The organism is Bradyrhizobium ferriligni, assembly GCF_056837965.1.
This window is the reverse complement of record NZ_JBXEJO010000021.1, coordinates 87,707-109,465: the sequence shown is the minus strand read 5'-3', so window position 1 is coordinate 109,465 and position 21,759 is coordinate 87,707. Positions and strand designations below refer to the sequence as shown.

Genomic DNA, 21,759 nt, shown 5'->3' with positions numbered 1-21,759 from the left:
CGCAACTAAATTGGAGAGATTGCTAGAGGCCAAGGTCGCGCTTGCGGCCAAGGTCCCATTCGATGCCGCCGCCGTCCTTCACGACGCCGGCGACGTGCCGGCCGAGCCTCTTTTCGAGTTCACGCGACCAGGGCACGAGTTGGAAGCCGAGCCCATTATCGATCATGGCGAATCGTCCCGAGGTGAGCGTCAGTCGCTGGCGATACGTGCCCGCCACATGCGCCCCGGAGGCGGCCTTCATGTGAGGTAGACCGGTGTCGGCCGACACCTTTGTTGCCACCTCCTCGAGTTCGCGTCGGCGTAATGTGTTCAGGAGGTCTCGCTGCAAGATGATGCGTTGGCCTTGCCGCCGAGCCAGGCCCTCCTGAACCAGATGCTCGGTCCGGGCTTCCATGGCATCGCGGGTCTCACGGCCGAATCCGCCCATGGCGAGCGGCATCGGATCGCGTTCGACGAGCCGGTGGTCGAGCCAGGTCGCGCCCTTGGCGGTGACCTGCGCCCCAAGATCGATATCGGAACGGGGCGCGAGCACCAGGGTGGGAGGCGGATCGCCGGCTTGACCGAAAAGTCGGACTTCGACGATGCCGCCGACCGGTGGCGCATGTTCGAAGGCCTCGAGCCCTCGAAAGCGCACGTGGTGAGCGCGTCCGTCTGTTCCATCGATCGTGGCGTAGGCCTCGCCGGTCAGTTCGTCGTGCAATCCACGATCGACCAGTCGTCCGATAATCTGGGATGTCGGCTGTCCGCCGTCGATGACGAAGTCGGCAACGCCGCGCGCTTCCCCGCGCTCGGTAAAGGCGCGGTGCATGGTCTTGATGATATCGCCGCGCATGCCGAGGTCGCGCAAGCTACGCTCGGCCTCGAGCCCTACCATCCATTCCCCAGGTAGCGCGGATGCGGCCAGGCCCATCTTCTCCAGTTGTTGAAGGCGACCGACCATCAGGCGCCGGATCTCGGGGTCGGACCTGCCGGGATTCTCTGGGCGAAGATCGATAGTGCCGGTCTCGTCTGCCATCAGCCGGATCTCCCGATCGAGCCGCGTCCATCGTTCCGCCGTGACTTCCCGCTCCAGCGAATTGCGAATCTCATGCTCCGGTTTTGGCCCCAGTTCGATGGCGACCAGTTCCTCGGCGCGTGAGCGCAGTCCCCTGCTGATGTAGTCGCGGGAGATCACGAGATCCGCCCCTTCCTCATCTACTCCTCGAACGAGAATATGAACGTGGGGGTTATCGGTATTCCAATGATCGATAGCCACCCAATCGAGCCGCGTGGCGAGATCGGTCTCCATCTGCGTGGCGAGATCGCGGGTAAAGGCGCGCAGGTCGTTCATGTCGCCGGCATCCTCCGGTGAGACGATGAATTTGAAATGATGCCGGTCGTCCTTGCACCGTTCTGCGAAAGCCGCGCTATCGGCGCGGTCGCTACCCGCATCGAACATCTCGGCCCGCTCACCACCCCGAGTCACGCCGTCGCGCTTCAGATATGAGAGGTGGGCGGTCAGTGGTGCTGAACGGAAGGCTCGCCCTTTATGCCGAACCACGCGCGCCTTCACCACAACGCGCCGCGTCGGGCTGAACAATCTGGCGCGGCTGAAGGCGAGGCGCCCGCGGCCAAACGTCGAGCGCCCATAGGCCGCCGAACGCCTGCCGGCCACAGCCTGCCCCGAGGTGTGCCCTGCTTTCTTCGCCGCCCGCAGCACCTGGTTGATGAAACTCTTCGGCTTCGGCGCGCGCGTGCTGCGAATGCGCCCAGGCCGAATACGCAGGTCGCTATCGGCCGCGGTCACAGGCGGCCCTCCAGGCGGGCGAAAGCGCCTACAGTGCCGAGATTGTCCTTGATTGCATTGTTAAAGATGCAAGGCGCGGCACGCGCCGCGACCGACCGGCACGCCAGAACCCAAGCCATGTCAATGGCTTGCGGTTCGACCGGCGAGCCCCTTTTATCTCGCCTTCCTAATCGGGCGTTCAAAGTCAACTCATTCCTACGCTTTCCTTTGACTCTTCGCACTTCAGCCATGACAGGGCTCCCTGCATCGACAACGGACAGACGTCACCACACCGCGCTTGTGATCCCATTCACCAGGCGGGGTCCATGCGTTCCTTCGCGTTCAGCACTTGGACCGCCGGATGCTCTTCATCAGGTTGGTAATCAGGGCTGTCCAAGCAGTCCGGCGCTCTCGTCTCCGAGCCGAGGGTGCACCAAGCCCTGACGGCTGGATGAATGCCCGCGATCAACGGAGCTGGGCTGGGCCTGCAGGTTATGTGTTCGCGCCCGACCGGAAGGCGGAGGGCCCGGCTGCGCATCTGACGCACTTCAAGGGCGTTCTGCACATCGACCGATACGCGGGATTCGATCGGCTGACTGACGCCGGAAACATCATCCTCGCGTGTTGGGCGCACGCCGAGCACACGTTCTACCAGGTTGCGCAATCGGAGGACACGCTCGTCACGTACGAGGCCCTGCGTCGCATCGCTAGCCTCTATGCCGTCGAAGCGCAGGTACGTGGTGACTCGCCAGCGCATCGGCTGGCGACGCGGCGCGCATTCGCCAAGCCGATCGTTGACAATTTTCGCTTTTCGCTCGAGGTGCAGCTCCTTCAACTGTCCGGCCGCAGCAATCTCGGCGAAGTGATCGGTTATGCACTGTCGCGCTGGGTTGGATTGACCCGCTTCCTCCCTGACGGCTGCATCGAACCTGACACGAATCCCGTCGACCGGACGATCCGACCCGTGGCGTTCGGACGCAAGAACAATCTCTTCGCCGGGAGCGATGGCGGTCGGGAACGATGGGCTATCCTCTGTTCGCTCATTGAAACGTGCAAGCTCAACGACGTCGGGCTTTACACATACCTGCGCGACGTGCTGCAGCGCATGGTCGACGGACATCCCATCAACCGCCTCGACGAACTCCTGCCGTGGAACAGGAGCTCCGCGGGACCCGCCGCTGGCAACGCCTGAGCAAAGCCGGGCTCTCGCTAAACGACGAACATGAGACCCCGGGTAATTGCAATTGTCGTCCTTTGTAACGATATTACACAATGTTCCAAAGATGCGATGCGATGGGGTTATAGAGGTGACGCAGTCTTCCCGAAACGGGCCAAATACCAAGCTGCTCTCCGAGGCGATTGCGGCTCTTCGTGAGTTGGTCTCACGCACGCAAGACGCCACAGACAAGTCGTTCGACGACGGCCATTCGGTTGATACCTGGAAGAGCGAGGAATTCCATGCCGCGATAGAGCGGGCCCAAGCAGTGATCGCGAAAGCGGAAGCTGCCATAGCTGCGTCCCGCACAGAGTAGGAGTTCTCAGACTCGGAGTATTGCCACGTGAGGCGGTTGGGCACGTCCAGACCCGACGTCTCGTGCAGCCCACGGACGCATACGGTTGTGTTGCCACCAGTCCCAGCTCTCCGACCGTTTCCCCCGCTAAACCACGCGATCGTTTCCCAAGCTGCACAACCGATCATCGCGCGGCTCCCGAGTTCGGCCGGGCAACAAATACGTCAGTGGCTTTGGGGACCATCTGCGAAGCATCTCGCGATGCGTTTGCAGTCGTTGCGCCGCTCGAGAACAGGAACGCCGGCTTCCGATCGCAGCCTTGACTAGATCAGTTCGCGCGACGACTGCTGATGGCTGCTGGCTTGCGGCCCAAGTTGCTGGCAGTTCGATGCCAAGCAGATTTGCAAGCTTGGCCACATATACTCGCGTCTCGTCTGACAACTGACCGCCCGCGAGATGCCCGTCGTAGCAAGTTGGCCCCGCGTTGTACGCGGCAAACGCCCCGGGCGAACCATAGCGGTCGAGCAGTTCGCGGAGATATGCCGTGCCGGCCAGAATGTTGTTGCGCGGATCGTAGGGATCGCTGCCGAGATGATAGCGTTCGCGAAGTTCCACCCAGGTCGCCGGCATGATCTGCATCAGGCCGATTGCGCCCTTTGGCGACTTCGCTTGTACGTCACCAGCGCTTTCGATGCTAATGACTGAACTGATCAAGTTTTCCGGAACTGCAAAGCGTTTTGACGCTTCGTAGACGAAAGCTGCAAACGGCTTGCTCGCCTGAGAGGCCGCTCGAACGGTAGTCGATCCATTCTCGGCCAGACCAACACTATGCGACGCAGTCAAAATGAGCAGCAGTGACACGACAGCGCAAACACGCACGCCCGGTCGAACCAAAGATGGCGAGTTCGCGCCCGTCCAGCGTAAAGCTGCTTCACGTCGGCCGTTCGGCCGCCTTGGACCGCCGCCGCACGCGTCGGCTTTGCAGAAGACCGGGACGCAGGAATGGTCCCCCAATCGATCGAACAGAAGAATGGCGTGGCGACCACGTGAAACCCGCACGATCAGTCCTCCCACGTCCACAGCGGGATGGCACGGCCGATCACGGCCGAGGCCGGAAGAAGTCCGAAATATCGGCCGTCAAGGGAGCCGTCCGACTGCCAATTCATGACAAAGAGCTCGCCGTCTCCGACGACGCGGCACCCCTGCCATTTCGGCAGCGGCCGGCCGCGTCCGTCGCGATCCCGCGCCTCGCCCATTGCAATGTCGTCGACCGAAATCGCGGTTCCGCTTCTGCAGACCGTCTGCCCGGGCAGCGCCAAGATTCGCTTAAGCATAGGGACGCCGAGCGGCAGATAGCCGTTGAAGTCGAGAAAGGTCGCAAGCGGTTCCGGCGGCTGAACGGCGACCAGCTCTGTAACAAAGAAGTGCTTCGCTGGTCGTAAGCCATAGAGACCGATCGGCACGCTTGCCGATGCATTCCAAATGTAGATCGGCAGCGGCTCCAGAGCGATCGTCGCGACAAGAGCGGCAGCAACGGCAAACGTCGTGGCCAACGTCAACAGGCGGCTCGTCATCGCATCACTCTTTGACGATGGAGCCAAGCCTGGTGGCGGCCCTTCGTGTAGGGACGCGGGTTTTCGTTGACGGACAGGCGATTGTGAACGTGATGCCAATGATCGGGCGCTACATCAGCCGGATCGATGCCCAGCGCATCGATCGCGTCGATCATCTGCAGCACCCGTTCGACCTTAGGCCAGCCGGAGAGTCGCAGCAAAATCTCTCCGCCCGGCGTCACATAGGGCACGGTCGAGCAGCGCTGTCCCGCTGCGACTGCGCGCAAGATGTCGATCCGCGAAATGACCGTACCAAAGTCGTTGGAGGTCCAACGGACAAAAGCAAAGATGCCGCCAGCTGCAAATGACAGGATACGCCGGTGGCGATCGAGCTTCCGTTCTTTGACAATGCGACCGAAACGAATGCGGTTTTCAATACGCTTTTCGAGCCACAGCACTTCCACTTCGGTGAGATCGCTCATGCCGCCGCTCCCTGAAGCTCGAACTGGGATCCGTATGCTTTGGGCTTGGTGAAGCGCGTGTGCCGCTTCTGAAGGTGAGCAGGACTGGCGATCCGGCGCGGCGCGAGATCGCTAGGAAGCGCACGAAACAGGTCAAGCGGCTTGCGCTCGGAGCGGCGGTGGTACGCTGGGGATTTGCTGACGGACATGGCTTAGCGCCGCTCTTTGCCCGCATAGGGAATTGGCGCATGCCGCTTTGCAGGCAGTACGGTGCCGGCACCGGGATCGGAGGTCGATTTCTTCCTGCCCAGTTTGGCCCAGGCTGTCAGGTCGGCTACTGAGTAGACCACACGCCCGCCGATTTTGTGATATTCCGGACCGGTTCCGTACGTTCGATGTTTTTCCAACGTGCGACCGGACAAACTCAAAAAGCGCGCCGCTTCGGACGTGCGAAGGTACCGCGGCAGCTTATCCGCGTTCAGATCGGACATTAGAAAAGCTCCGTGATCGTCTGGAGCGCGAGCGAGGTTCGCCGCGCGTCGACGGCCACAATCGCGGAGCGGAAGTGCTTAGGGGGATGCCGAAGATGAGGGGGTAATTTTCGATACCCCTACGGAAGACCTATTCGTTCTCGCGCTCGGATCGCAGAAGCTTGCGATAGCCGCCGCGCATCAGCGCGAGGCCGTTCTGCAGCCGTCGGATCGTTCGATTGCGTAGATCGGGGATCGTTGCTTGCCGAACAGCACGTCGGCGATGATGCGATAGCTGCCACCGGCAGTATGCGCGTCGGGCGCGCGGATAGCGGCGCTCACGCGCTCGCGGCGATGTTTGGACAATTGATGAAAGGTGGCCCTGGCGCGCGGCCGTACAACACGCGCCAGAACCGTCCGGCCTGCATATTGCCCATGCGTCGAAAACCGCCATCAAGCGTCAATTCGGCGCTGCATATGACCACCGATCACCGGTGGCTTTTTGGACCGGATGCGATGCTCCACCGAACCGATGAGCACCGCATGCTGGCCGGCTGCAAGATCGAGCCGTGGCCGCGACGCTGAATTGCGGGAAACAGCCTATGCGGTTGCCGCGACCAGAGGTCGGCTCGCGCTCATAGTGTTGTGACAAACGATAAAATGTTTGGACAGCAGCAGGAACGAACCGTTCCTGCTCAGTTCCCATATCGCCACGGATCTCAAAAAGACCCGTGGCTGTAAACCTGCGTCGGAAACGCCACGATCTACAAATGACAGGGGAACTGACAGAGCGAGTGGGTTTAGGCGCCCGTTATGCCGACGCCATCGACTGCGGCGATGTCTCACCAAGCGCCACCGGGCTCGGACAAATTGTTGAAGCATTGGAATCGAGCCGGGAGACCTGCTCGAGAGGCGGTGCGGCTTCGTACGCCGCCTCTGGCCAGCCGCGACGCGCCCCGCCGGATGAGCGGGGCGCGCACTCGGCTCAACTCACTCGCCGTTCTTGCGCGGGCGCGACCACAGCAGCGTGTAGCCCTCGCCGCCGTCGTCGTCGAACAGGTTCGCGTAGATCGGTGCGTTGAACGAGGGGTCGTCGAGCTTGAGCGAGAGGTAATCGCGGCCCTCTTCGGAGCGCTTCAACCAGGCTGCGCCGATCTCGGCCCGGCCCACATAGATGCGGTGGCTCGGAGCATTGTCGTTGGAGCGGTTGGTCTCGGCGACGATGCGGACGCCCTTGGCTTGCAGGCTCAGGGTGACAATCTCGCCCTGGAAATCGTTGCCTACCTTCTTGAAAGAACCGATGTTAGCCATGTCACTTCTCCTGTTGTGTTTCGAGCCCGCGACCACCGCGGCCTCGATGGCGATCTAAGGGCCGAGGACGATCGGCGACGCACCCGCCCGCGGGCCGGAGCACAGCGGAGGACGGCGTTTGAGGCGACTTTCTTGCCTCGCGAGGAATGGGCGAAGCCCAGGGGAAGAAAGTCGCATCAACGGCGTTGCGGCTCAGACGATCGAGGCGAAGCCGGTCTTCGGCCAGATCAAGCCATCAAGGAGGCCACGTGCGTCCGCGTGCTGAAGCACAATCTCAAGGAGAAGACTGGCGAATCTCGGTTCAGCTGCACAAGATGTTGGAACGATTCAGCGAAGAAAGACAAACAATCTGCCGCAAAGGGCGGTATCGTCGATAAAAGAACGATCGAGAGCGCGCAATGCGCCACCGCGACGAGTGGGCTTAGGCCGAGATTGCTGCAGCCTGGTCGAAGCGCACTGATGAGGTGCCGCGTTACTTCTCGCTCTCATCACCTTGACCCCGCATTCAATATGGCGATCCGGACGAACCTGTTCGACGAGGAAGGTGACGAAGGATCATCCCTCGTGCACGGCGGCCGTGAGAACGGTTGAGGCGGTTGCTCCACGTCTAGCCGGCTCGAACAGGCGGGTCTCCGCGACCAAGCACGGTCAAGCGCGTCCACGTCGTGCCGCCAACGCAAAACGCGCCGAGGCAAGCGAAGGCCTCACGCCAAGCCGGCGACGGCACTGCGATCTGCGAAAGCGCGAGCACCACATTGTAGCCGGCGATGGCAGCTGGAACAGCGAATATGGTCGCGATCATGACGCGCAGGGCCACGGATCGGCTAGCAGCAAAGGTGGTCTCACCGACGGCAAATGTCAGCGCGCCGGCGGCAATTGCAACGAGCAGCGCGCCTATGACGCCGGCGCCACCATGGAATGCTATCATCCCGAAATTGAGTGCGACGAAAAACGGCAAGGCATACGCTGCCAGCGCGAGAACCGCCCAGCAGAACAAACCGATGCCGAATACGTTGAGAACAAGCCCAAGGGCGGGCATGGTGGCGACTCCATTTGCATGGATTTGCAAGTCGCGCCTTCCACCACCACCACGGCGCAACTTCGGATGTAAGGTCTGAACGAGGCGGAGTTGCGGCGCGTACAACTCCGCCTCGATGGTTTGCAGGCGAGAAGACGGCGCTCACGCGCCGCCGAATCTCCAGACGGGGATGCCGAAACGCCTCGCCTTGTCGGCGAGGTTGTCCTGAATCCCTGTACCCGGAAAGTGCATGACGCCGATCGGCAGGAGTTCGAGCATGGCGTCATTGCGCTTGAAGGGTGCCGCCTTGGCATGCTTCGTCCAATCGGGCTTGAAGGCGATCTGGGGCACCTTGCGGGTGGTCGCCCATTTGGAAGCGATCAATTCGGCCCCTTTGGGCGAGCCGCCATGGAGCAGGACCATGTCGGGATGCTTGGCGTGAACCTTGTCGAGTCGATCCCAGATGAGGCGGTGGTCGTTGAAGTCTAGCCCGCCGGTGAGTGCGATCTTCACTCCTGGCGGCAACATGATCTCGGTCTCGGAACGACGCTTGGCGGCGATGAAGTCGCGGGAGTCGATCATCGCTGCGGTGAGCGTGCGGTGGTTGACCAGGGAGCCCGACCGAGGACGCCAGGACGAGCCGGTGTGGACCTCAAATCGTTCGATCGCCTGATCGCGGAAGATTTCCATGCAATTTCGGCGCTCGATCAGCGTGATGCCCTCGGCCGTCAGGCGCTCAAGCTCGACCGATCGCACCTCCGACCCGTTCTGTTCCCGTTGGCTCTTGTGCTGAGCTTGTTCATTGTCGTCGAGCTGGCGTTCGATGCGGTCGACGGCACGATGGAACAGGTTGACGGTCGACCAAAGGAGCTCGTCGAGGTCCGGCTCAAGCCGGGTATCGCTCAGCGTGGCAACCAAGGCGTCGAACATATCGACGATGGCACATGCGATCGTCTTCCCCTCGGGAAGCGGTCTTGGATCTGGCTGGTCGTCGAAGGGACGATAGCCGAAGAGCTGCAATTCGCTCAGAACGTGGTCGGTCGGAGACGTGGCCTGCGGCGGTTCGATGTCGTCGTGCTCGGTCATGGGAATAGGTCCTTTGCCGGATTGGCCGCGCCCATCGCGGCCTTCGTGGCGATCACCCAGACGGCGGGCGGAGCGGGCCAGAACCCGGAGCGGCTAGTCCGCCGAAGCCCGCTAGGGCGTAGGCGGAAGCGGAGGGCCGAAGCGACAGCGGAGGATGGCGGAGGCCGGCTATTTTGCTTCGCGATGCAAAGCGCGCTGGTCAAATCGCTGGCGTGCCTTCTCATCCCCTGCGCGCGGCGGAAAATAGCCGGACGCAGCCATTGCCGGCCTGAACCGCTTGCCGTCCGATCGCCCTCTAGAAGGCCGTGGTCGCGTGCTCTTCCGGCATTGCCCCAATCTACGACCGATCCATCGCGGTCGATCGAACGATAGCGGCTTTTTCCGCGGCGAGCGTTGGCGAATGCAGAAAGCGAGCGACGTCTTCTGGTACGAGTTGAAGCCGCAACGCTGCTCGGAGCGCCTCAGGGCCGAAGATGTGCAGATCTTCATTGAAGTCGCCCAGTCGAGGCGACAGCGCGATCGCTTCAATGCCGGCATCTTCCGCGCGCTGGGTAAGGTTAGCCTGTACGACATCGCCGGCGGCATCGGCGTCGCGGGCGATATAGAGTCGACGTAGCCCAGACGGCAGCAACATGGCCGAGAGGTGATTGGCCGAGAGCGCCGCGGTCATCGGCAAGGTCGGCAGGACGTAACGCAGCGACAGCATGGTCTCGATGCCCTCGCCGGCAGCGAGCACGTCGTCCACCAGGCCGAAACGAACGGCATTGCCGAGCAGGTCGCCCATGGCGCGTCGTGGCGTGTCGACAGGAGCCTTGCCGAGCCGGACGCGATCAAAGCCGTCTGGATCGAGCCAGGTGCGATGCACGCCGGATATCCGCCCATCGAGGTCCGTGACGCAGGCTATCATCGCGGGCCATGTTTCGGTCGGCAAATGCTCGTCCGGTCGATAATAACAACGTGGGTGGAAGCGCAAGCTGCCGCCATGGTGGATGCGGGCTATTCCGCGACGCTGCAAATACGTTTCAACCACCGTACCGCCGATCGGGCTGGATATGGCAAAGAGGCGACGGGCGGCTTCCTGCGATCCGGCCGGCATTGCTGGACCAAAGACTTCCGGCGCAGGTTGCCGCTCGGAACGAGGCAGCTTCAGAAAGCGTCTCGCCTCCTCGGCCGCCTCGCGAAAGCCACGCAAGGCCAGGCTTTCGCGGATGACGTCGAGGAGGTCACCATGTTCTCCGGTCGCGGCATCGGTCCACTTGCCGGCGGGCCCCTTCGGCGATTCCTGGAGCCGTACGAATAGCGAACGGCCCGGCGTGTTGTGGACGTCGCCGACCACCCAGTACCGTCCGGCCCGCTTGCCATTGGAGAGATAGTGCCGGCATACCGCCTCGGCCTCGCGCGCGAGGCGGCGTACCAATTCGGCGGCGTCGCGGGGCATCACGCGGCCTCCCGTCCACCAACGCGCGCGACCGGGTAGCTGTCGAGCAGCTTCGCCAGCACCTCCACGCCGCTTGCGTCCGTGGGCACGAACATGCGCAGCTTCCACGAGATGATCTCCCCGAACAGACCGTAAGCCCGCAGGCGATCGCGCATCGTGTCGCTGAATCCCGACAGTTCGATGCGGGTTGCGCCCATCAATCGGACACGGCGAAGCTGGAGATCTTCGGCAAGATCGAGAACGACCTGTCCTTCCATCAGCGCGGCAAAGGCAGCGTCCGGCGTCATCGAAGGCGCATCCGCCGCGAGGACGTTCGCGACCCAGCCGGCCGAGACCTTGCGGCCGATGATGCGTTCGCCCGCATCGGTCTGGAGACGATAGACGCGTGTCGATTCGTTCGGCAGCCGCTTCCAGATGGGTAACAGCAAGCCGGCAACAACGTGGATCGTACTCTCCGTGAACTCGGGTACCTCGGCGAGCTCCGCCAGCCAGGCGGCGGTAAAGCGTTCGCGATCCGATTCGGTCCAATGGCTTTCCCTCATCATGTTGAGGGGGACGCTGTGCTGCTCCATCGGCCGTATCAGGCGGATGCGCCGCTCGATCTCGCCGTCGTCGAGCATGAAACTTGGGGCCGGGAGCTGCACGGCCGCACGGTCCGAGCGTTCATTGCGCAACAGGATCGCGCGATGATCGGAAAGCCGAGCAAGAGCCTCATCAAGACTCAAGGGATGATTGCGCTGGCGCTGGGCCAGCGTAAGCAGGCGGGTCTCCGCCCCGGTGCCGGGATGGGTGTAGATCGTCCGCCGGTCGCAGACGACAAAGCTCTCGGCGCGGAGCGTTTCCAGCCCAATGTCATAGGTGCCGGAAGCAACCGCGCCCTCGATCCGAGCCGTCAAGAGCTGTTCGAAGACGGTGAACAGGACGTTCTGTAAGTCGATGGTGAGCGCCAGCAAACGATTGAGGAAGGTCGTGATCGGCGGCAGCTCATCCCTCAGCCCATTGGCATCGGTCAGTTGCAGGCCGGTCGCATCCTCGAACCTCTCGAGCGAGCAGCCGTCGACCTTGCCGCGAACGAGCAACGTGTAGAGTTGACGCAAGGCATCACGCCCGTACCGGCTTTCGAGATTGTCCTCCGGCCGGAACAGGCCCTGCCCTCCGGTCTGGCGCTGACCGCGCGTGATCGCGCCCAGCGTGTCGAGCCGGCGTGCAATGGTGCTGAGAAAGCGCTTTTCGGCCTTCACATCTGTCGCGATGGGACGAAACAGCGGCGGCTGCGCCTGATTGGTCCGGTTGGTCCGGCCAAGCCCCTGGATCGCGGCGTCAGCCTTCCAGCCGGGCTCGAGCAGGTAATGGACCCGCAACCGGCGATTTTGGGCCGACAGTTCGGCATGGTAGCTCCTTCCCGTGCCGCCCGCGTCGGAGAACACGAGGATGCGCTTGACGTCATCCATGAAGGCCGAGGTTTCCGCGAGGTTCGCCGAGCCCGCTCGGCTTTCGACCATCAATCGGCCATGCTTGCGAACGATGCGGCGCGAACGGCCGGTCACTTCGGCGACCATGTCGGTGCCGAAACGCTGGATGACCTGGTCCAACGCCCCAGGAACAGGCGGCAGCGAAGCGAGCTTTTCGATCAAGCGATCGCGGCGCAAGACAGCCTCCCGGCTCTCGACCGGCTGGCCGTCGCAATAGACAGGCCGCGAGCAAAGATTACCCTGCGAATCAGTGAAGGGCTCGTAGAGCTGCACCGGGAAGGAAAAAGCGAGATAGTCGAGCACATACTCGCGGGGCGTAATGTCAACCTGGACATCGCCCCAGTCTTCGGTCGGAATCTCGGCCAGCCGACGCTCCATCAGCGCTTCGCCCGTCGAGACGATCTGAATCACCGCGGCATGGCCGGCGTCGAGATCACGCTCGATCGATCGGATCAGCGAAGGCGTCTTCATCGAGGTCAACAGATGCCCGAAGAAGCGCTGCTTGGCGCTTTCGAAGGCGGATCGCGCCGCCGATCTAGCCTGTCCGTTCAGCGTTCCGGTTTCGCCGGTGATGTTGGCGGCCCGCATCGCGGCGTCGAGATTGTTATGGATGATGCTGAACGCGTCAGCGTAGGCGTCGTAGATGCGAACCTGCTCGGATGTAAGCTGGTGCTCGACAAGCTCGTACTCGACGCCCTCATAAGACAGCGAGCGGGCGGCATAGAGACCGAGCGCCTTTAGATCACGAGCCAGGACCTCCATGGCCGCCACCCCACCCTCCTCGATCGCCTCGACGAACTCGGCGCGCGTGGCGAACGGGAAGTCGGCGCCGCCCCAGAGCCCGAGGCGTTGCGCATAAGCGAGGTTGTGCACCGTGGTGGCGCCCGTCGCCGACACATAGACCACCCGAGCATTCGGCAAGGCGTGCTGGAGCCTCAGGCCCGCGCGCCCCTGCTGAGAGGCCGCCTGGTCGCCGCGCGCGCCCTTGCCCCCGACCGCATTCTGCATGGCGTGGCTCTCGTCGAAGATGATCACTCCGTCGAAGTCGGAGCCCAACCATTCAACGATCTGGCTGACACGCGAAAGCTTCTCGCCACGCTCGTCGGAGCGTAGCGTGGCATAGGTGGTAAAAAGGATGCCTTCCGAAAGCCGGATCGCAGTACCCTGGCGAAACCGGGACAGCGGCGTCACAAGCAGGCGCTCCATGCCGAGCGCCGACCAGTCGCGCTGGGCATCTTCGATCAGCTTGTCGGATTTGCTGATCCAGACCGCACGGCGGCGGCCCTTGAGCCAATTGTCGAGCAGGATTCCGCCGACCTGCCGACCTTTGCCCGCGCCGGTGCCATCGCCCAAGAACCAGCCGCGGCGAAAGCGGATGGCATTCTGAGCGTCCTCGCACGCGGCGGCCACAACATCAAAGGTCGGATCGACCGTCCAGGAGCCTGCCAGGAATTCGGAATGTGCTCCGCCGGCATAAATGACGCTCTCGAGCTGAGCGTCCGACAGAAGTCCATCTGTCACCACACGTGGCGGCAGATGCGGACGGTAGGTCGGCTTCGGTGGCGCGACGGATGCCATCGCCGCGGACTGCACGAGTTTGGTCGGATGTGGATGCGATCCGGAAATCCGGATCGACCGCAATTCGTACTCCTCATAAAGCGCATCGGTCAGTCGGGCGCCTTCCGGCGGCGACCACTCGACGGTCTCGTAGTTGAGCTCCAAGCCTGCTGGCGCCGCGCTTCCCGCCGTGGATGATGAACCCGCTACAGCGGCGGCAGTCGATTTCGCCTTCGCTGGACGACGGATAAGGTCGACCGCAGCCGGCGCGGTGACGACGGGTAGCCTCGAAGGTACATGCTGGACCACCCAGTCAAGCAAGGTGGCGACATCGCTCGCCATGCCCCGTGAAGCAGGAAAGACCTTCGGATCAGCCGCAGGCAGCTTGTCGATCACAAGCAGCCTTGTGTCCGTTTGTGTTCCGTGCTTGGCGTAGACGACGCCGTCAATGGCGGCAGAAAACGCCACTCGCGCGCATTCCTGGAGACGAACAAAGGCTTCCGTCCATGCTGGATTATCCGGCGCAAGGCTCTCGCCCACGATGGCGACGAGACGCCCGCCGTCGCAAAGGCGCGCTAAAGCTGATGTGATGTGCCGGAGAGCTGCGTCCGGCATCGGTCGTTCGACATTCGCCATCGCCGAGAACGGCGGGTTCATCAAGACGACGCTCGGGGCGACACTCGCCTCGAGGTGATCATCGATCTGGGCGGCGTCGAAGCGGGTGACCTTGATGTTGGTGAACAGCTGATCGAGCAATGTCGCGCGCGCCTCGGCCAACTCGTTCAACACCAAGGCGCCGCCCGAAAGCTCGGCAAAGATCGCGAGCAAGCCTGTCCCCGCTGAGGGCTCGAGAACGCGATCGGCAGGCGTAACGCCCGCCGCCGCAGATGCAACAAGGCCGAGTGGAATCGGCGTCGAGAATTGTTGAAGTGCCTGGCTATCCTCGGAACGCCGCGTATGGGTCGGCAGACAGCTCGCGATCCTTGCGAGCATCGGCAGCATGACGGCCGTCGAACCCGCCTTGGCGCGCATGGTCGGGCCGAACTTGCGAAGGAATAGAACGGTCGCCGCCTCGCAGGCGTCATAGGCGGTCTTCCAATTCCAGGCGCCGGCGGCGTCCGAGGCGGCGAAGGCAGCCTCCATGGCGCTGCGCAGCACGGCGGCATCGATGCGACGACCGCGCTCGAGCTCGGTCAAGAGCTGTTGTGCGGCGCGGAGGGCGGCAGAGGTGAGACTTGCAGCGGCACGCATCGAGAGCGGCGCGGCGGCGGCGCCGCCGGTGAAAGATTCGGTCATGGCAGGATGTCTTTCGGGAGAGCGGGAACGGGTCGAGCCGGCTGGCGCTCTCGCTGGACCGGACCGGCTCAAACCCGTCCCGGCCGCTCTCTGCCTCTCAGGAGGCGGCCGCGCGCCCTCCCGCCGCGCCGTCACATTCGGCGGGCGACAAGACGAACTGCACCGCCGGGCACCGCGTGGGGCGAGCCGCCAGCCTCACGGCGTGAAGCCCGGCATGAAGCCGGGCGCGGGATGAGACGTGCGATGGAAGGCGTGCGGGACGGCCGGAGCCGTCCCGCGACAAGGCATCATTCGGCGGCATCGAGCTGTGGTTCGGCCTCGTCGCTACTGTCCTTCTGCCCTTTGTCGGCGAGGAATTCGGGGAGCGAGCCAGCCTCCCCCTCCTGTTCGACTGGCGAGGCGGTGGCGTCGACGAGGCGCAGCAGCTCCGGCAACCAGCCCGAACCCTCGAGAAGACGCTCGGCCTCCCTGGCCATCTCGGTCTTCTTCAGGTGGTCGATCAATTGCGCTGACGATTCACCTCGCGCCTCCCGCACCGCCTCCAGGATACGAGGCTTGGTGACGCGGCCGAGATAATTGTCGACGGTCGGTCTCCAGCCAGACTGAACCATGTCGAGGCCGACGGCGCGCGCCAGCACATCGGCCTGGTCGAGCCGAGAGCAGACGCCATGAGCACCGACACGGCCCTGATTGTAACGGTTGGCCGGCTCATGGACGGCGTTGACCGCAAATGATGCACAATGAGCGAACAGGGATGCCTGTGCGGCACCGTCAAGGGCCGTGAGCGCATCCCAGATAGCGTTCTCGCTCTTGGGCAGCCGCGCCTTCCAGGATTCGTGCCGGGCCTCGACGGCCTTGGCAGATGCGCTTTCCCTGAGCCCGGGAGCTTGAGCGGGAAAGGTCGGCGTGCGAAGTCCGATCTCAAGGCACGTGCCGGACGATCCGTACCGGTAAAAGGCCGCCAGCACGAAGTTGTGCAGCACCGCCTGGAACGCGATTGCCGGATTTTCTGCCAGCGCATCGCGTAATGCCAACGTACGATGCGCCGTCAATTCGGTGATGAGCCGATCCGGCAACGGCCTTGCCGCATCCTCATCATGCTCCTCCGGCCCGGTCGATACACCGGCAAGCGAAATCGTCGTGCGCTGGAGCGAAGCACCGGGCTCCTGCCGTTCAGTCAACGGTGCATTGGTGCCTCGCTCGCCTTCGACATTGGCCGCAGGCCCCTCGTCCTCCGGTCGGACATAACCGCGATTGACAGAAAGCCGCCCTTCGCAATCGATACTGACGAAGACGCCGGCCCTGACCATCTGGTCCGGCTCGAAGATGTCCGGCCGGTTGTTGAACGCTTCGAGCGCCTGCTCGAGTTCGCCGAGCCGCGCGTCCACCTCGCGTGGCAGTTCGTCAGCGCCTTCAAATCTTGTCTGAAGCGCGTCGTATTCCGCCTGGATGGCATCGAAGCGCGCCTGCTCCTCGGCGGTGAGAGCCGCCGCGTTTGCGTCGAGCCGACGGAGCCCGTGGTCATGGCCGTAGGGAAAGCCGGCGGCGGTGATCTCGATCCACTTCCAGCCTTCGGCGGCGATCGCCTCGGCTTCCGTCCGCAACTTCTCAGCCACGAGACGCTCCAGCAACGCAACGTTCTCGAGCCAGCCGCCGCCATCTTCTTCGAAGAGATCGTGCAGCACGTCGCCGCCGGCCGCTTCATAGGCGGCGAGTCCGACAAATCGCGCGCGCTTGTCGGACGCCCGCACCGCACGCTCGGTCAGGAGGCGCCTGATCTGATACGGCTCGTCGTAGCCCGACTTGCTGACGGTCTCCCAGACCTGTTCCTGCCGGCCGTGATCGGCGGTAACCGAGAACGCCATCAACTGTTCGAGCGACATGCCGTCGTCGGCGTAAACCTCGAGCAGCTTCGGGGACACCGCCGCAAGCCGCAGCCGCTGCTTCACCACGTTGACGGATACAAAGAAGATGGCCGCGACATCTTCCTCGGACCGCCCTTGCTCGCGCAGGGTCTGGAATGCGCGAAACTGGTCGAGGGGATGAAGCGCGACGCGGTGCACGTTCTCGGCGAGCGAGTCTTCCTCCGCGGTGATCTCGCCGCCCATGTCACTGACGATGCATGGGACCGGCGCGGTTTTCGCCAGACGCTTCTGCTTGACCAGGAGCTCAAGCGCGCGATAGCGGCGACCTCCGGCCGGCACCTCGAACATGCCGGTTTCCCGGCCTTCGCCGTCGAGGACAGGCCGGACGTTGAGACTTTGCAGCAGGGAGCGCCGAGCGATGTCCTCGGCGAGATCCTCGACCGAGATGCCGGCTTTGAGGCGCCGTACATTGTTCTGGCTCAAGACGAGTTTGCTGAAGGGAATGTCGCGCGACGACGACAGCTTGATCTTCTGAACGGCCTTTGCCATGTCAGTTTCTCCGAAACGGGCGGCCGGGAGCCTCTCTCTCGGCCTCCAACCCGTTCACGAACAGGCTTGCCCCTCTCTCGCTCTCGCTTTTTTGCGGGCGCAATGGCGGTGGTTGGCGGCTGCCGCGCTATCGGCCGATAGCTGAACGCGGCCGCGCAAGGATTCCAAGCGAGCATCGCGGCACTTGGCGTGCATCTTTCGGTGCTGCACGAAAACCCGCGAGTTTCGTCGACGGCGCTACCGCCCAAGAGCCGCCGCGGAATTGTCGGCCCGCGACGGCAATCAACGTCTCCCCGAGAGGGCAGCGCCCCCGAGCTGGTGAACCGGAAGCGCAGACGAGCCAAGCCGGCGAACGGAATTTCCGGCTTGGCCGAAATTACGCCACGCGGTCGAGCAACTTCTTGGCCTTGGCCTCCATGTCCAGGCGGACATCCTGATGCGGCCTGTCGCGCGCGACGGCGGTGATGCCCTGCACGAAATCGAAGATGCTTTCAGGCGGGCGGCCTTCCTCCGCCAGCACCGCATCAATCACCTTGCCTGTCTCGGCCTTGGAGAAGCCGCGGCGGCGCAGAAACTCGGTGCGATCCTCGTCGCCGCGTGCCACGATCCGCTCGCGGGCGGCCTTGATGCCGTTGACGAAGGGCATGGGTGAGGAGTTGGCGAAGTTCAACAGTGCCGGGGCTGCCTCGTGAGCAAAGCGGGAAGCTGCGTATTTGGAATGGCGGATGGTCATCTCCTCGAAGTCTTCCACGCCCCACAGATTGCGATTTTGACAAACCGCACGAAGATAGAAGCTCGCCATGCCGAGCGTCTTCGCGCCGACTTCCGAGTTCCAGCAATAGAAGCCTCGGAAATAGAGGTCGGGCGAGCCGTCCCGGAGACGACCGGCTTCGATCGGATTCAGGTCATCGACCAGAAACAGGAAAACGTCCCTGTCCGATGCGTAGAGGGTCGTCGTGTCCCTGGAAATGTCGACGCGGGGATTGTAGATGCCGCTTGACCAGTCGAGCGCACCAGGCACCTTCCACCGTGTATCGCCTGTACCATTGCCAGCGATGCGCTGCACGGCCTCAACCAGCTCGTGGTCGTAGATCCGGCCATAGTCGGGACCGGTGACAGCGCGAAGCTCAATACGGCTATTCCCGGTCTCGAGCGTTTTGATCTGCTCGACGCGATTGGCGGTCAGGCCATATTGCAGGTTGATGCCTGCGAGCGCCGCGGGGAGCTGCCGCAGGTAAGCGGCCGGAGCGCCAACCTGGCTTGCAAGCTGGCCGAAGCTCCAATGGGTCGGCGCGACTGGCGTGTCCGAGCCGGGCAGCCTCAAGGCCAGGCGCTCGGGATCGGCAGGGCTCGCCTCGACATGGATGAGCGCGCTTTCGACCACGCGCGTCCGGCTGCGGTCCGTGCGATCGCGCACCGTGCAGGCCAGTTCGTTGAGTGACAGATAACGCTCATCCGCCGGACGACAGAACCACTCCGAGGATACCCGGCCAACGCGCTCGCCGCGGCTCACATCCACTCTGTAACCGAAGCTGGCGTTGCGGGTGGCATCAACAATCTGCGTATTCATGGGGGCAATCTCCATGACGGGTGCCGGAAGACTCTCCTCCGACCCTCAACCCGTCATGGCCAAGGCCGCTCCCCTCTGCCTCTCCTGTCTCGTCGGTCGCCACCGCCAACGCTTAAGACGCGCGACCAAGGTCCACCACCAAGACCCACGACCAAGACCCACGACCTCCCGCCGCGCCGCAGCTTCCGTCAGGGATGGAAGCCCGAAGGGTGAAAACCCGGCGCAAGCCGGGGTTTCAGCGCCAGCCGACAGCCCGGTCCCGCAGGGAGACGGCAATAAACTCGTCCAACGCTTGAAAAGACATTCAACCGGAATCGTGGAAGGCGGCTTGATAAAGCTCCTCGATCTTCGTGACTTCGTCTGGCGTCAACTGGGAGAATTCATTGTCACGGGCCCGCTTTGACAGTCGCCCTTCATTCTGTTGCAAGAATCCAAGGAGGCTGTTGAGGGTCCGCTCCGGCATCTCGATCATGTTTTCGACGCCCGAGCGGAATGTATCGAAGCTCCGCAAGAACCGGGCCTCCCCCGGAAGATCCTGTTCGATGGTCCTCTGCACGCATGCGTAGAGAAATTCCGCGTGCGGCGTTGCGTCGAAGAAGCGATAAAAGTCTGCTGTATCGTTCAAGACCTTGACATTGCCCTGTGGGGTCGATTCCCATTCGATGCATGGAAGCAATCTACTCGAATAGCTTTCCAGCACGTCCTTGTATTCGCCGATCTTGTCGAGAATGGCTGCTGAAACAGGAAAATGGATCCCGGCAGGATTGAATCCGCGCCGTGCCAGAACATGGTGCATCAGGTACCGGTGAATGCGGCCATTACCATCCTCGAACGGGTGGATGTAGACGAACCCGAAAGCCAGCACGGCGGCGGCAACGACGCCATCAAGCTCATTTTCCGCCGCCTGATCGAACGCGATCAATCCGCGCACGAGGCAGGCGATATCTTCGTGACGCGCGCTGATATGGTCCGGAATAGGTCTTTGGGTCTCGCGGTCATGCTCGCCGACGAAGCCGCCTTCGCTACGGAAACCGAGCTTTACGAAGCGCTCATCGCCAATGACGATGCGCTGCAGGCGCAGCAACTCAGCCTCATCGAGCGGCGCCCGTCCCGCTTCGCCGATGACCTTGCCCCAGCGCTGGATGCGATCCTGCGGCGGTCTCTCGCCCTCGATGACATAGCTCGACTTCGAGTCCTTGAGGAGAAGGAAGGCCGCGGTTCGCGCGAGCAGATCCGTCGGGACCTGGCTCACCACGACACGGGCGCGCTCCTTGAGGTCCTGTGCAACAAATTCCGTCAGCGCTCTCGTCTTGAACACGAGTGGGCAGAAGTCCGACGTCCCTGGCAGATTGTTGCGGACGCGATGCCGTATCGAATTCTGCCCGGAGCTCGCAAACTGCAGTTCGGTATCGACGGCATCGACATAGGAGACCTTGTCCGCCGCGGGCAGATTGAGCTCGCGTCCCAACAGCCATTCATAGAGAAACCAGATGCGACGCGTGTAGAGTCCGGTCGGCGTCTGCTTCACAAGCTCCGCAATCTCGTCCTCCCTCACGGCGAGGAAAATCCGCTTTAAGATGGCGAGGTCGAGCCCTTCGTTCTTGAGCGCGAAAGTCAGATGTCCCTCAAGGGTGGCTGCAGGCGCATGACGCGGCGTGTAGATGCGCCATCCTGCTCGCTCAAGGATGCGGTGCTTCGTCCCGATGGCGGAAAGCACGCGTGGGAGCGGGACGGACAGCTGACAGGCGTCAATCAGCGCTGCGTAGCCGGCGGGGGTCGCGGCCTCTGGCAGCCTCCGATCACGAAAAACGCTCATGGGACCTGAAAACATTACTCGCATTGGCTCGATCCGTGAAAAACGTTCTCGGTCGTGAATTTCGCTCGCCGGCTCGCCTTCGGGTCGAAATCACGTCCCTTTTTGCGAAAAATCTTCCCGTACCGTACAATACGTGAAAAATGCTCACAACATAACACTTGCACCCTCTCGGGGATCCAGCCGGACAGTTCCAGATATTCCCCATCCGTTCCAGCCGTCCTCGGTGCTGGCCTGTTTCCATCCGCGGTGGCCTACTTTGAAAATTGCAGTGGCCGATTTGGTTTTAACCCTGCGGCAACCAATGGTAGCCGCTGTTCCTCGGTGAAGCTACTGGTCGCGCGCCGGGGGAGAACATCGCCTGACCTTAAATCACCGAGCGGAACAATAGCGGTTCCAACCCTCTCCGGCATGAGACAGGACATGGCCATCACCATCGTTGGATACGCCGTAATCGCGCTTACCGCGCTGACCCTCATTGTTGTTTTCGCAAGTGAAACGTCGGGAACTTTTTCGCTTTCTCGGGCTTTTTGATTGCGTTTTTGGGGCAGGCAACGTCAGCTTTGGAGAGAGGAGCCATGAAGCGGCGACGCAGAATTAAGCAAATTCATTCCCTTGAAGAGCGCCTTGCCGAAGAAGCCGAAGACCTACGCCAGCGCGCTAGACAACTTCCCCCAGGTCCCGAACGGGAAACTCTATTGCGCCGCGCGCGGCACAATGAGGCAGCCGCACATATGACAGAGTGGCTGATGTCGGCCGGCCCGCGATCGCCCATATAGGAGGCGACGATGCACACGAACGGCCGCCATCTCGATAGCGTCGAGATCGCCTTTGTCTGCGCCGCGGCAGTGTCGTTTGTCGCCCTGATCGCCAGCGATGATGCGATCAAACCGAAAGTTCGGGAGGCCGCCTCAGTTGGCGGCCTCTTTTGCGATTTTTGCGAATTCGTTTTTCGCACCAACGCATGAAATGCGGCGACGGTGTCAAGGATCGAAAAAGGCTAGGTTTGTGCGCCGGGGGCTCG

At 62.6% G+C, this 21,759-nt stretch carries 16 protein-coding genes; 2 read left to right on the top strand and 14 right to left on the bottom strand.

Annotated elements, in window-relative coordinates:
* Window positions 1–22 precede the first annotated feature (22 nt).
* Window positions 23–1,786, bottom strand: coding sequence for a relaxase/mobilization nuclease domain-containing protein (locus AC1VNY_RS14915; protein WP_482405711.1), 1,764 nt, complete (start codon window positions 1,784–1,786; stop codon window positions 23–25).
* 430 nt (window positions 1,787–2,216) lie between these two features.
* On the opposite strand from AC1VNY_RS14915, the gene tnpC reads away from it, so the two are divergent.
* A complete protein-coding gene (gene tnpC / locus AC1VNY_RS14910; RefSeq protein ID WP_482405710.1) occupies window positions 2,217–2,957 on the top strand; it encodes an IS66 family transposase in 741 nt (246 codons plus the stop codon).
* A gap of 466 nt (window positions 2,958–3,423) precedes the next feature.
* Here the strand turns inward: tnpC and AC1VNY_RS14905 are convergent, their stop codons facing one another.
* The 13 genes from AC1VNY_RS14905 to AC1VNY_RS14845 form a co-directional block, all read right to left on the bottom strand.
* Window positions 3,424–4,137: a lytic transglycosylase domain-containing protein gene (locus tag AC1VNY_RS14905; RefSeq protein ID WP_482405709.1), complete on the bottom strand. Its 714-nt coding sequence runs from the start codon at window positions 4,135–4,137 to the stop codon at window positions 3,424–3,426.
* Between the two features lie 200 nt (window positions 4,138–4,337).
* Window positions 4,338–4,850, bottom strand: a complete 513-nt coding sequence (locus AC1VNY_RS14900) for a S26 family signal peptidase (protein WP_482405708.1) — start codon at window positions 4,848–4,850, stop codon at window positions 4,338–4,340.
* Window positions 4,847–5,311: a DUF2840 domain-containing protein gene (locus AC1VNY_RS14895; protein ID WP_194456097.1), complete on the bottom strand. Its 465-nt coding sequence runs from the start codon at window positions 5,309–5,311 to the stop codon at window positions 4,847–4,849. The genes AC1VNY_RS14900 and AC1VNY_RS14895 overlap by 4 nt, the downstream gene beginning before the upstream one ends.
* A 191-nt stretch (window positions 5,312–5,502) precedes the next feature.
* Window positions 5,503–5,781: a helix-turn-helix transcriptional regulator gene (locus tag AC1VNY_RS14890; RefSeq protein WP_212058497.1), complete on the bottom strand. Its 279-nt coding sequence runs from the start codon at window positions 5,779–5,781 to the stop codon at window positions 5,503–5,505.
* Window positions 5,782–5,961: 180 nt separating this feature from the next.
* Window positions 5,962–6,102: a hypothetical protein gene (locus AC1VNY_RS14885; protein ID WP_422110078.1), complete on the bottom strand. Its 141-nt coding sequence runs from the start codon at window positions 6,100–6,102 to the stop codon at window positions 5,962–5,964.
* A 648-nt stretch (window positions 6,103–6,750) separates the two neighbouring features.
* Window positions 6,751–7,071, bottom strand: coding sequence for a DUF736 domain-containing protein (locus AC1VNY_RS14880; RefSeq protein ID WP_482405707.1), 321 nt, complete (start codon window positions 7,069–7,071; stop codon window positions 6,751–6,753).
* Between the two features lie 607 nt (window positions 7,072–7,678).
* The gene (locus tag AC1VNY_RS14875) at window positions 7,679–8,110 is read right to left on the bottom strand and encodes a hypothetical protein (RefSeq protein WP_482405706.1); all 432 of its coding nucleotides are present in this window, start codon (window positions 8,108–8,110) and stop codon (window positions 7,679–7,681) included.
* 141 nt (window positions 8,111–8,251) lie between these two features.
* A complete protein-coding gene (locus AC1VNY_RS14870; RefSeq protein WP_482405705.1) occupies window positions 8,252–9,175 on the bottom strand; it encodes a DUF2493 domain-containing protein in 924 nt (307 codons plus the stop codon).
* A 337-nt stretch (window positions 9,176–9,512) separates the two neighbouring features.
* Window positions 9,513–10,613 carry a DUF7146 domain-containing protein gene (locus AC1VNY_RS14865; protein WP_482405704.1) on the bottom strand — a complete coding sequence of 367 codons (1,101 nt, stop codon included), beginning with the start codon at window positions 10,611–10,613 and terminating at the stop codon, window positions 9,513–9,515.
* Window positions 10,613–14,938, bottom strand: coding sequence for a strawberry notch-like NTP hydrolase domain-containing protein (locus AC1VNY_RS14860; protein ID WP_482405703.1), 4,326 nt, complete (start codon window positions 14,936–14,938; stop codon window positions 10,613–10,615). The genes AC1VNY_RS14865 and AC1VNY_RS14860 overlap by 1 nt, the downstream gene beginning before the upstream one ends.
* 287 nt (window positions 14,939–15,225) lie before the next feature.
* Window positions 15,226–17,352: a ParB/RepB/Spo0J family partition protein gene (locus tag AC1VNY_RS14855; RefSeq protein WP_482405702.1), complete on the bottom strand. Its 2,127-nt coding sequence runs from the start codon at window positions 17,350–17,352 to the stop codon at window positions 15,226–15,228.
* A 376-nt stretch (window positions 17,353–17,728) separates the two neighbouring features.
* On the bottom strand, window positions 17,729–18,922 hold the full coding sequence (locus AC1VNY_RS14850) for a DUF932 domain-containing protein (protein ID WP_482405701.1): 1,194 nt from the start codon (window positions 18,920–18,922) through the stop codon (window positions 17,729–17,731).
* A 304-nt stretch (window positions 18,923–19,226) separates the two neighbouring features.
* Window positions 19,227–20,738 (bottom strand): Fic family protein, encoded by a 1,512-nt coding sequence (locus tag AC1VNY_RS14845; RefSeq protein ID WP_482405700.1) that lies wholly within the window; start codon window positions 20,736–20,738, stop codon window positions 19,227–19,229.
* Between the two features lie 785 nt (window positions 20,739–21,523).
* On the opposite strand from AC1VNY_RS14845, the gene AC1VNY_RS14840 reads away from it, so the two are divergent.
* A complete protein-coding gene (locus AC1VNY_RS14840; RefSeq protein WP_482405699.1) occupies window positions 21,524–21,703 on the top strand; it encodes a hypothetical protein in 180 nt (59 codons plus the stop codon).
* Window positions 21,704–21,759 lie beyond the last annotated feature (56 nt).

Bases quoted from the DNA above. Each gene is read 5' to 3' on its own strand.
- tnpC (WP_482405710.1), top strand. From the start codon at position 2,217: ATGAATGCCCGCGATCAACGGAGCTGGGCTGGGCCTGCAGGTTATGTG.
- AC1VNY_RS14855 (WP_482405702.1), bottom strand. From the start codon at position 17,352: ATGGCAAAGGCCGTTCAGAAGATCAAGCTGTCGTCGTCGCGCGACATT.
- AC1VNY_RS14840 (WP_482405699.1), top strand. From the start codon at position 21,524: ATGCACACGAACGGCCGCCATCTCGATAGCGTCGAGATCGCCTTTGTC.
- AC1VNY_RS14895 (WP_194456097.1), bottom strand. From the start codon at position 5,311: ATGAGCGATCTCACCGAAGTGGAAGTGCTGTGGCTCGAAAAGCGTATT.
- AC1VNY_RS14850 (WP_482405701.1), bottom strand. From the start codon at position 18,922: ATGAATACGCAGATTGTTGATGCCACCCGCAACGCCAGCTTCGGTTAC.
- AC1VNY_RS14900 (WP_482405708.1), bottom strand. From the start codon at position 4,850: ATGACGAGCCGCCTGTTGACGTTGGCCACGACGTTTGCCGTTGCTGCC.
- AC1VNY_RS14890 (WP_212058497.1), bottom strand. From the start codon at position 5,781: ATGTCCGATCTGAACGCGGATAAGCTGCCGCGGTACCTTCGCACGTCC.
- AC1VNY_RS14875 (WP_482405706.1), bottom strand. From the start codon at position 8,110: ATGCCCGCCCTTGGGCTTGTTCTCAACGTATTCGGCATCGGTTTGTTC.
- AC1VNY_RS14870 (WP_482405705.1), bottom strand. From the start codon at position 9,175: ATGACCGAGCACGACGACATCGAACCGCCGCAGGCCACGTCTCCGACC.
- AC1VNY_RS14865 (WP_482405704.1), bottom strand. From the start codon at position 10,613: ATGCCCCGCGACGCCGCCGAATTGGTACGCCGCCTCGCGCGCGAGGCC.
- AC1VNY_RS14880 (WP_482405707.1), bottom strand. From the start codon at position 7,071: ATGGCTAACATCGGTTCTTTCAAGAAGGTAGGCAACGATTTCCAGGGC.
- AC1VNY_RS14845 (WP_482405700.1), bottom strand. From the start codon at position 20,738: ATGAGCGTTTTTCGTGATCGGAGGCTGCCAGAGGCCGCGACCCCCGCC.
- AC1VNY_RS14860 (WP_482405703.1), bottom strand. From the start codon at position 14,938: ATGACCGAATCTTTCACCGGCGGCGCCGCCGCCGCGCCGCTCTCGATG.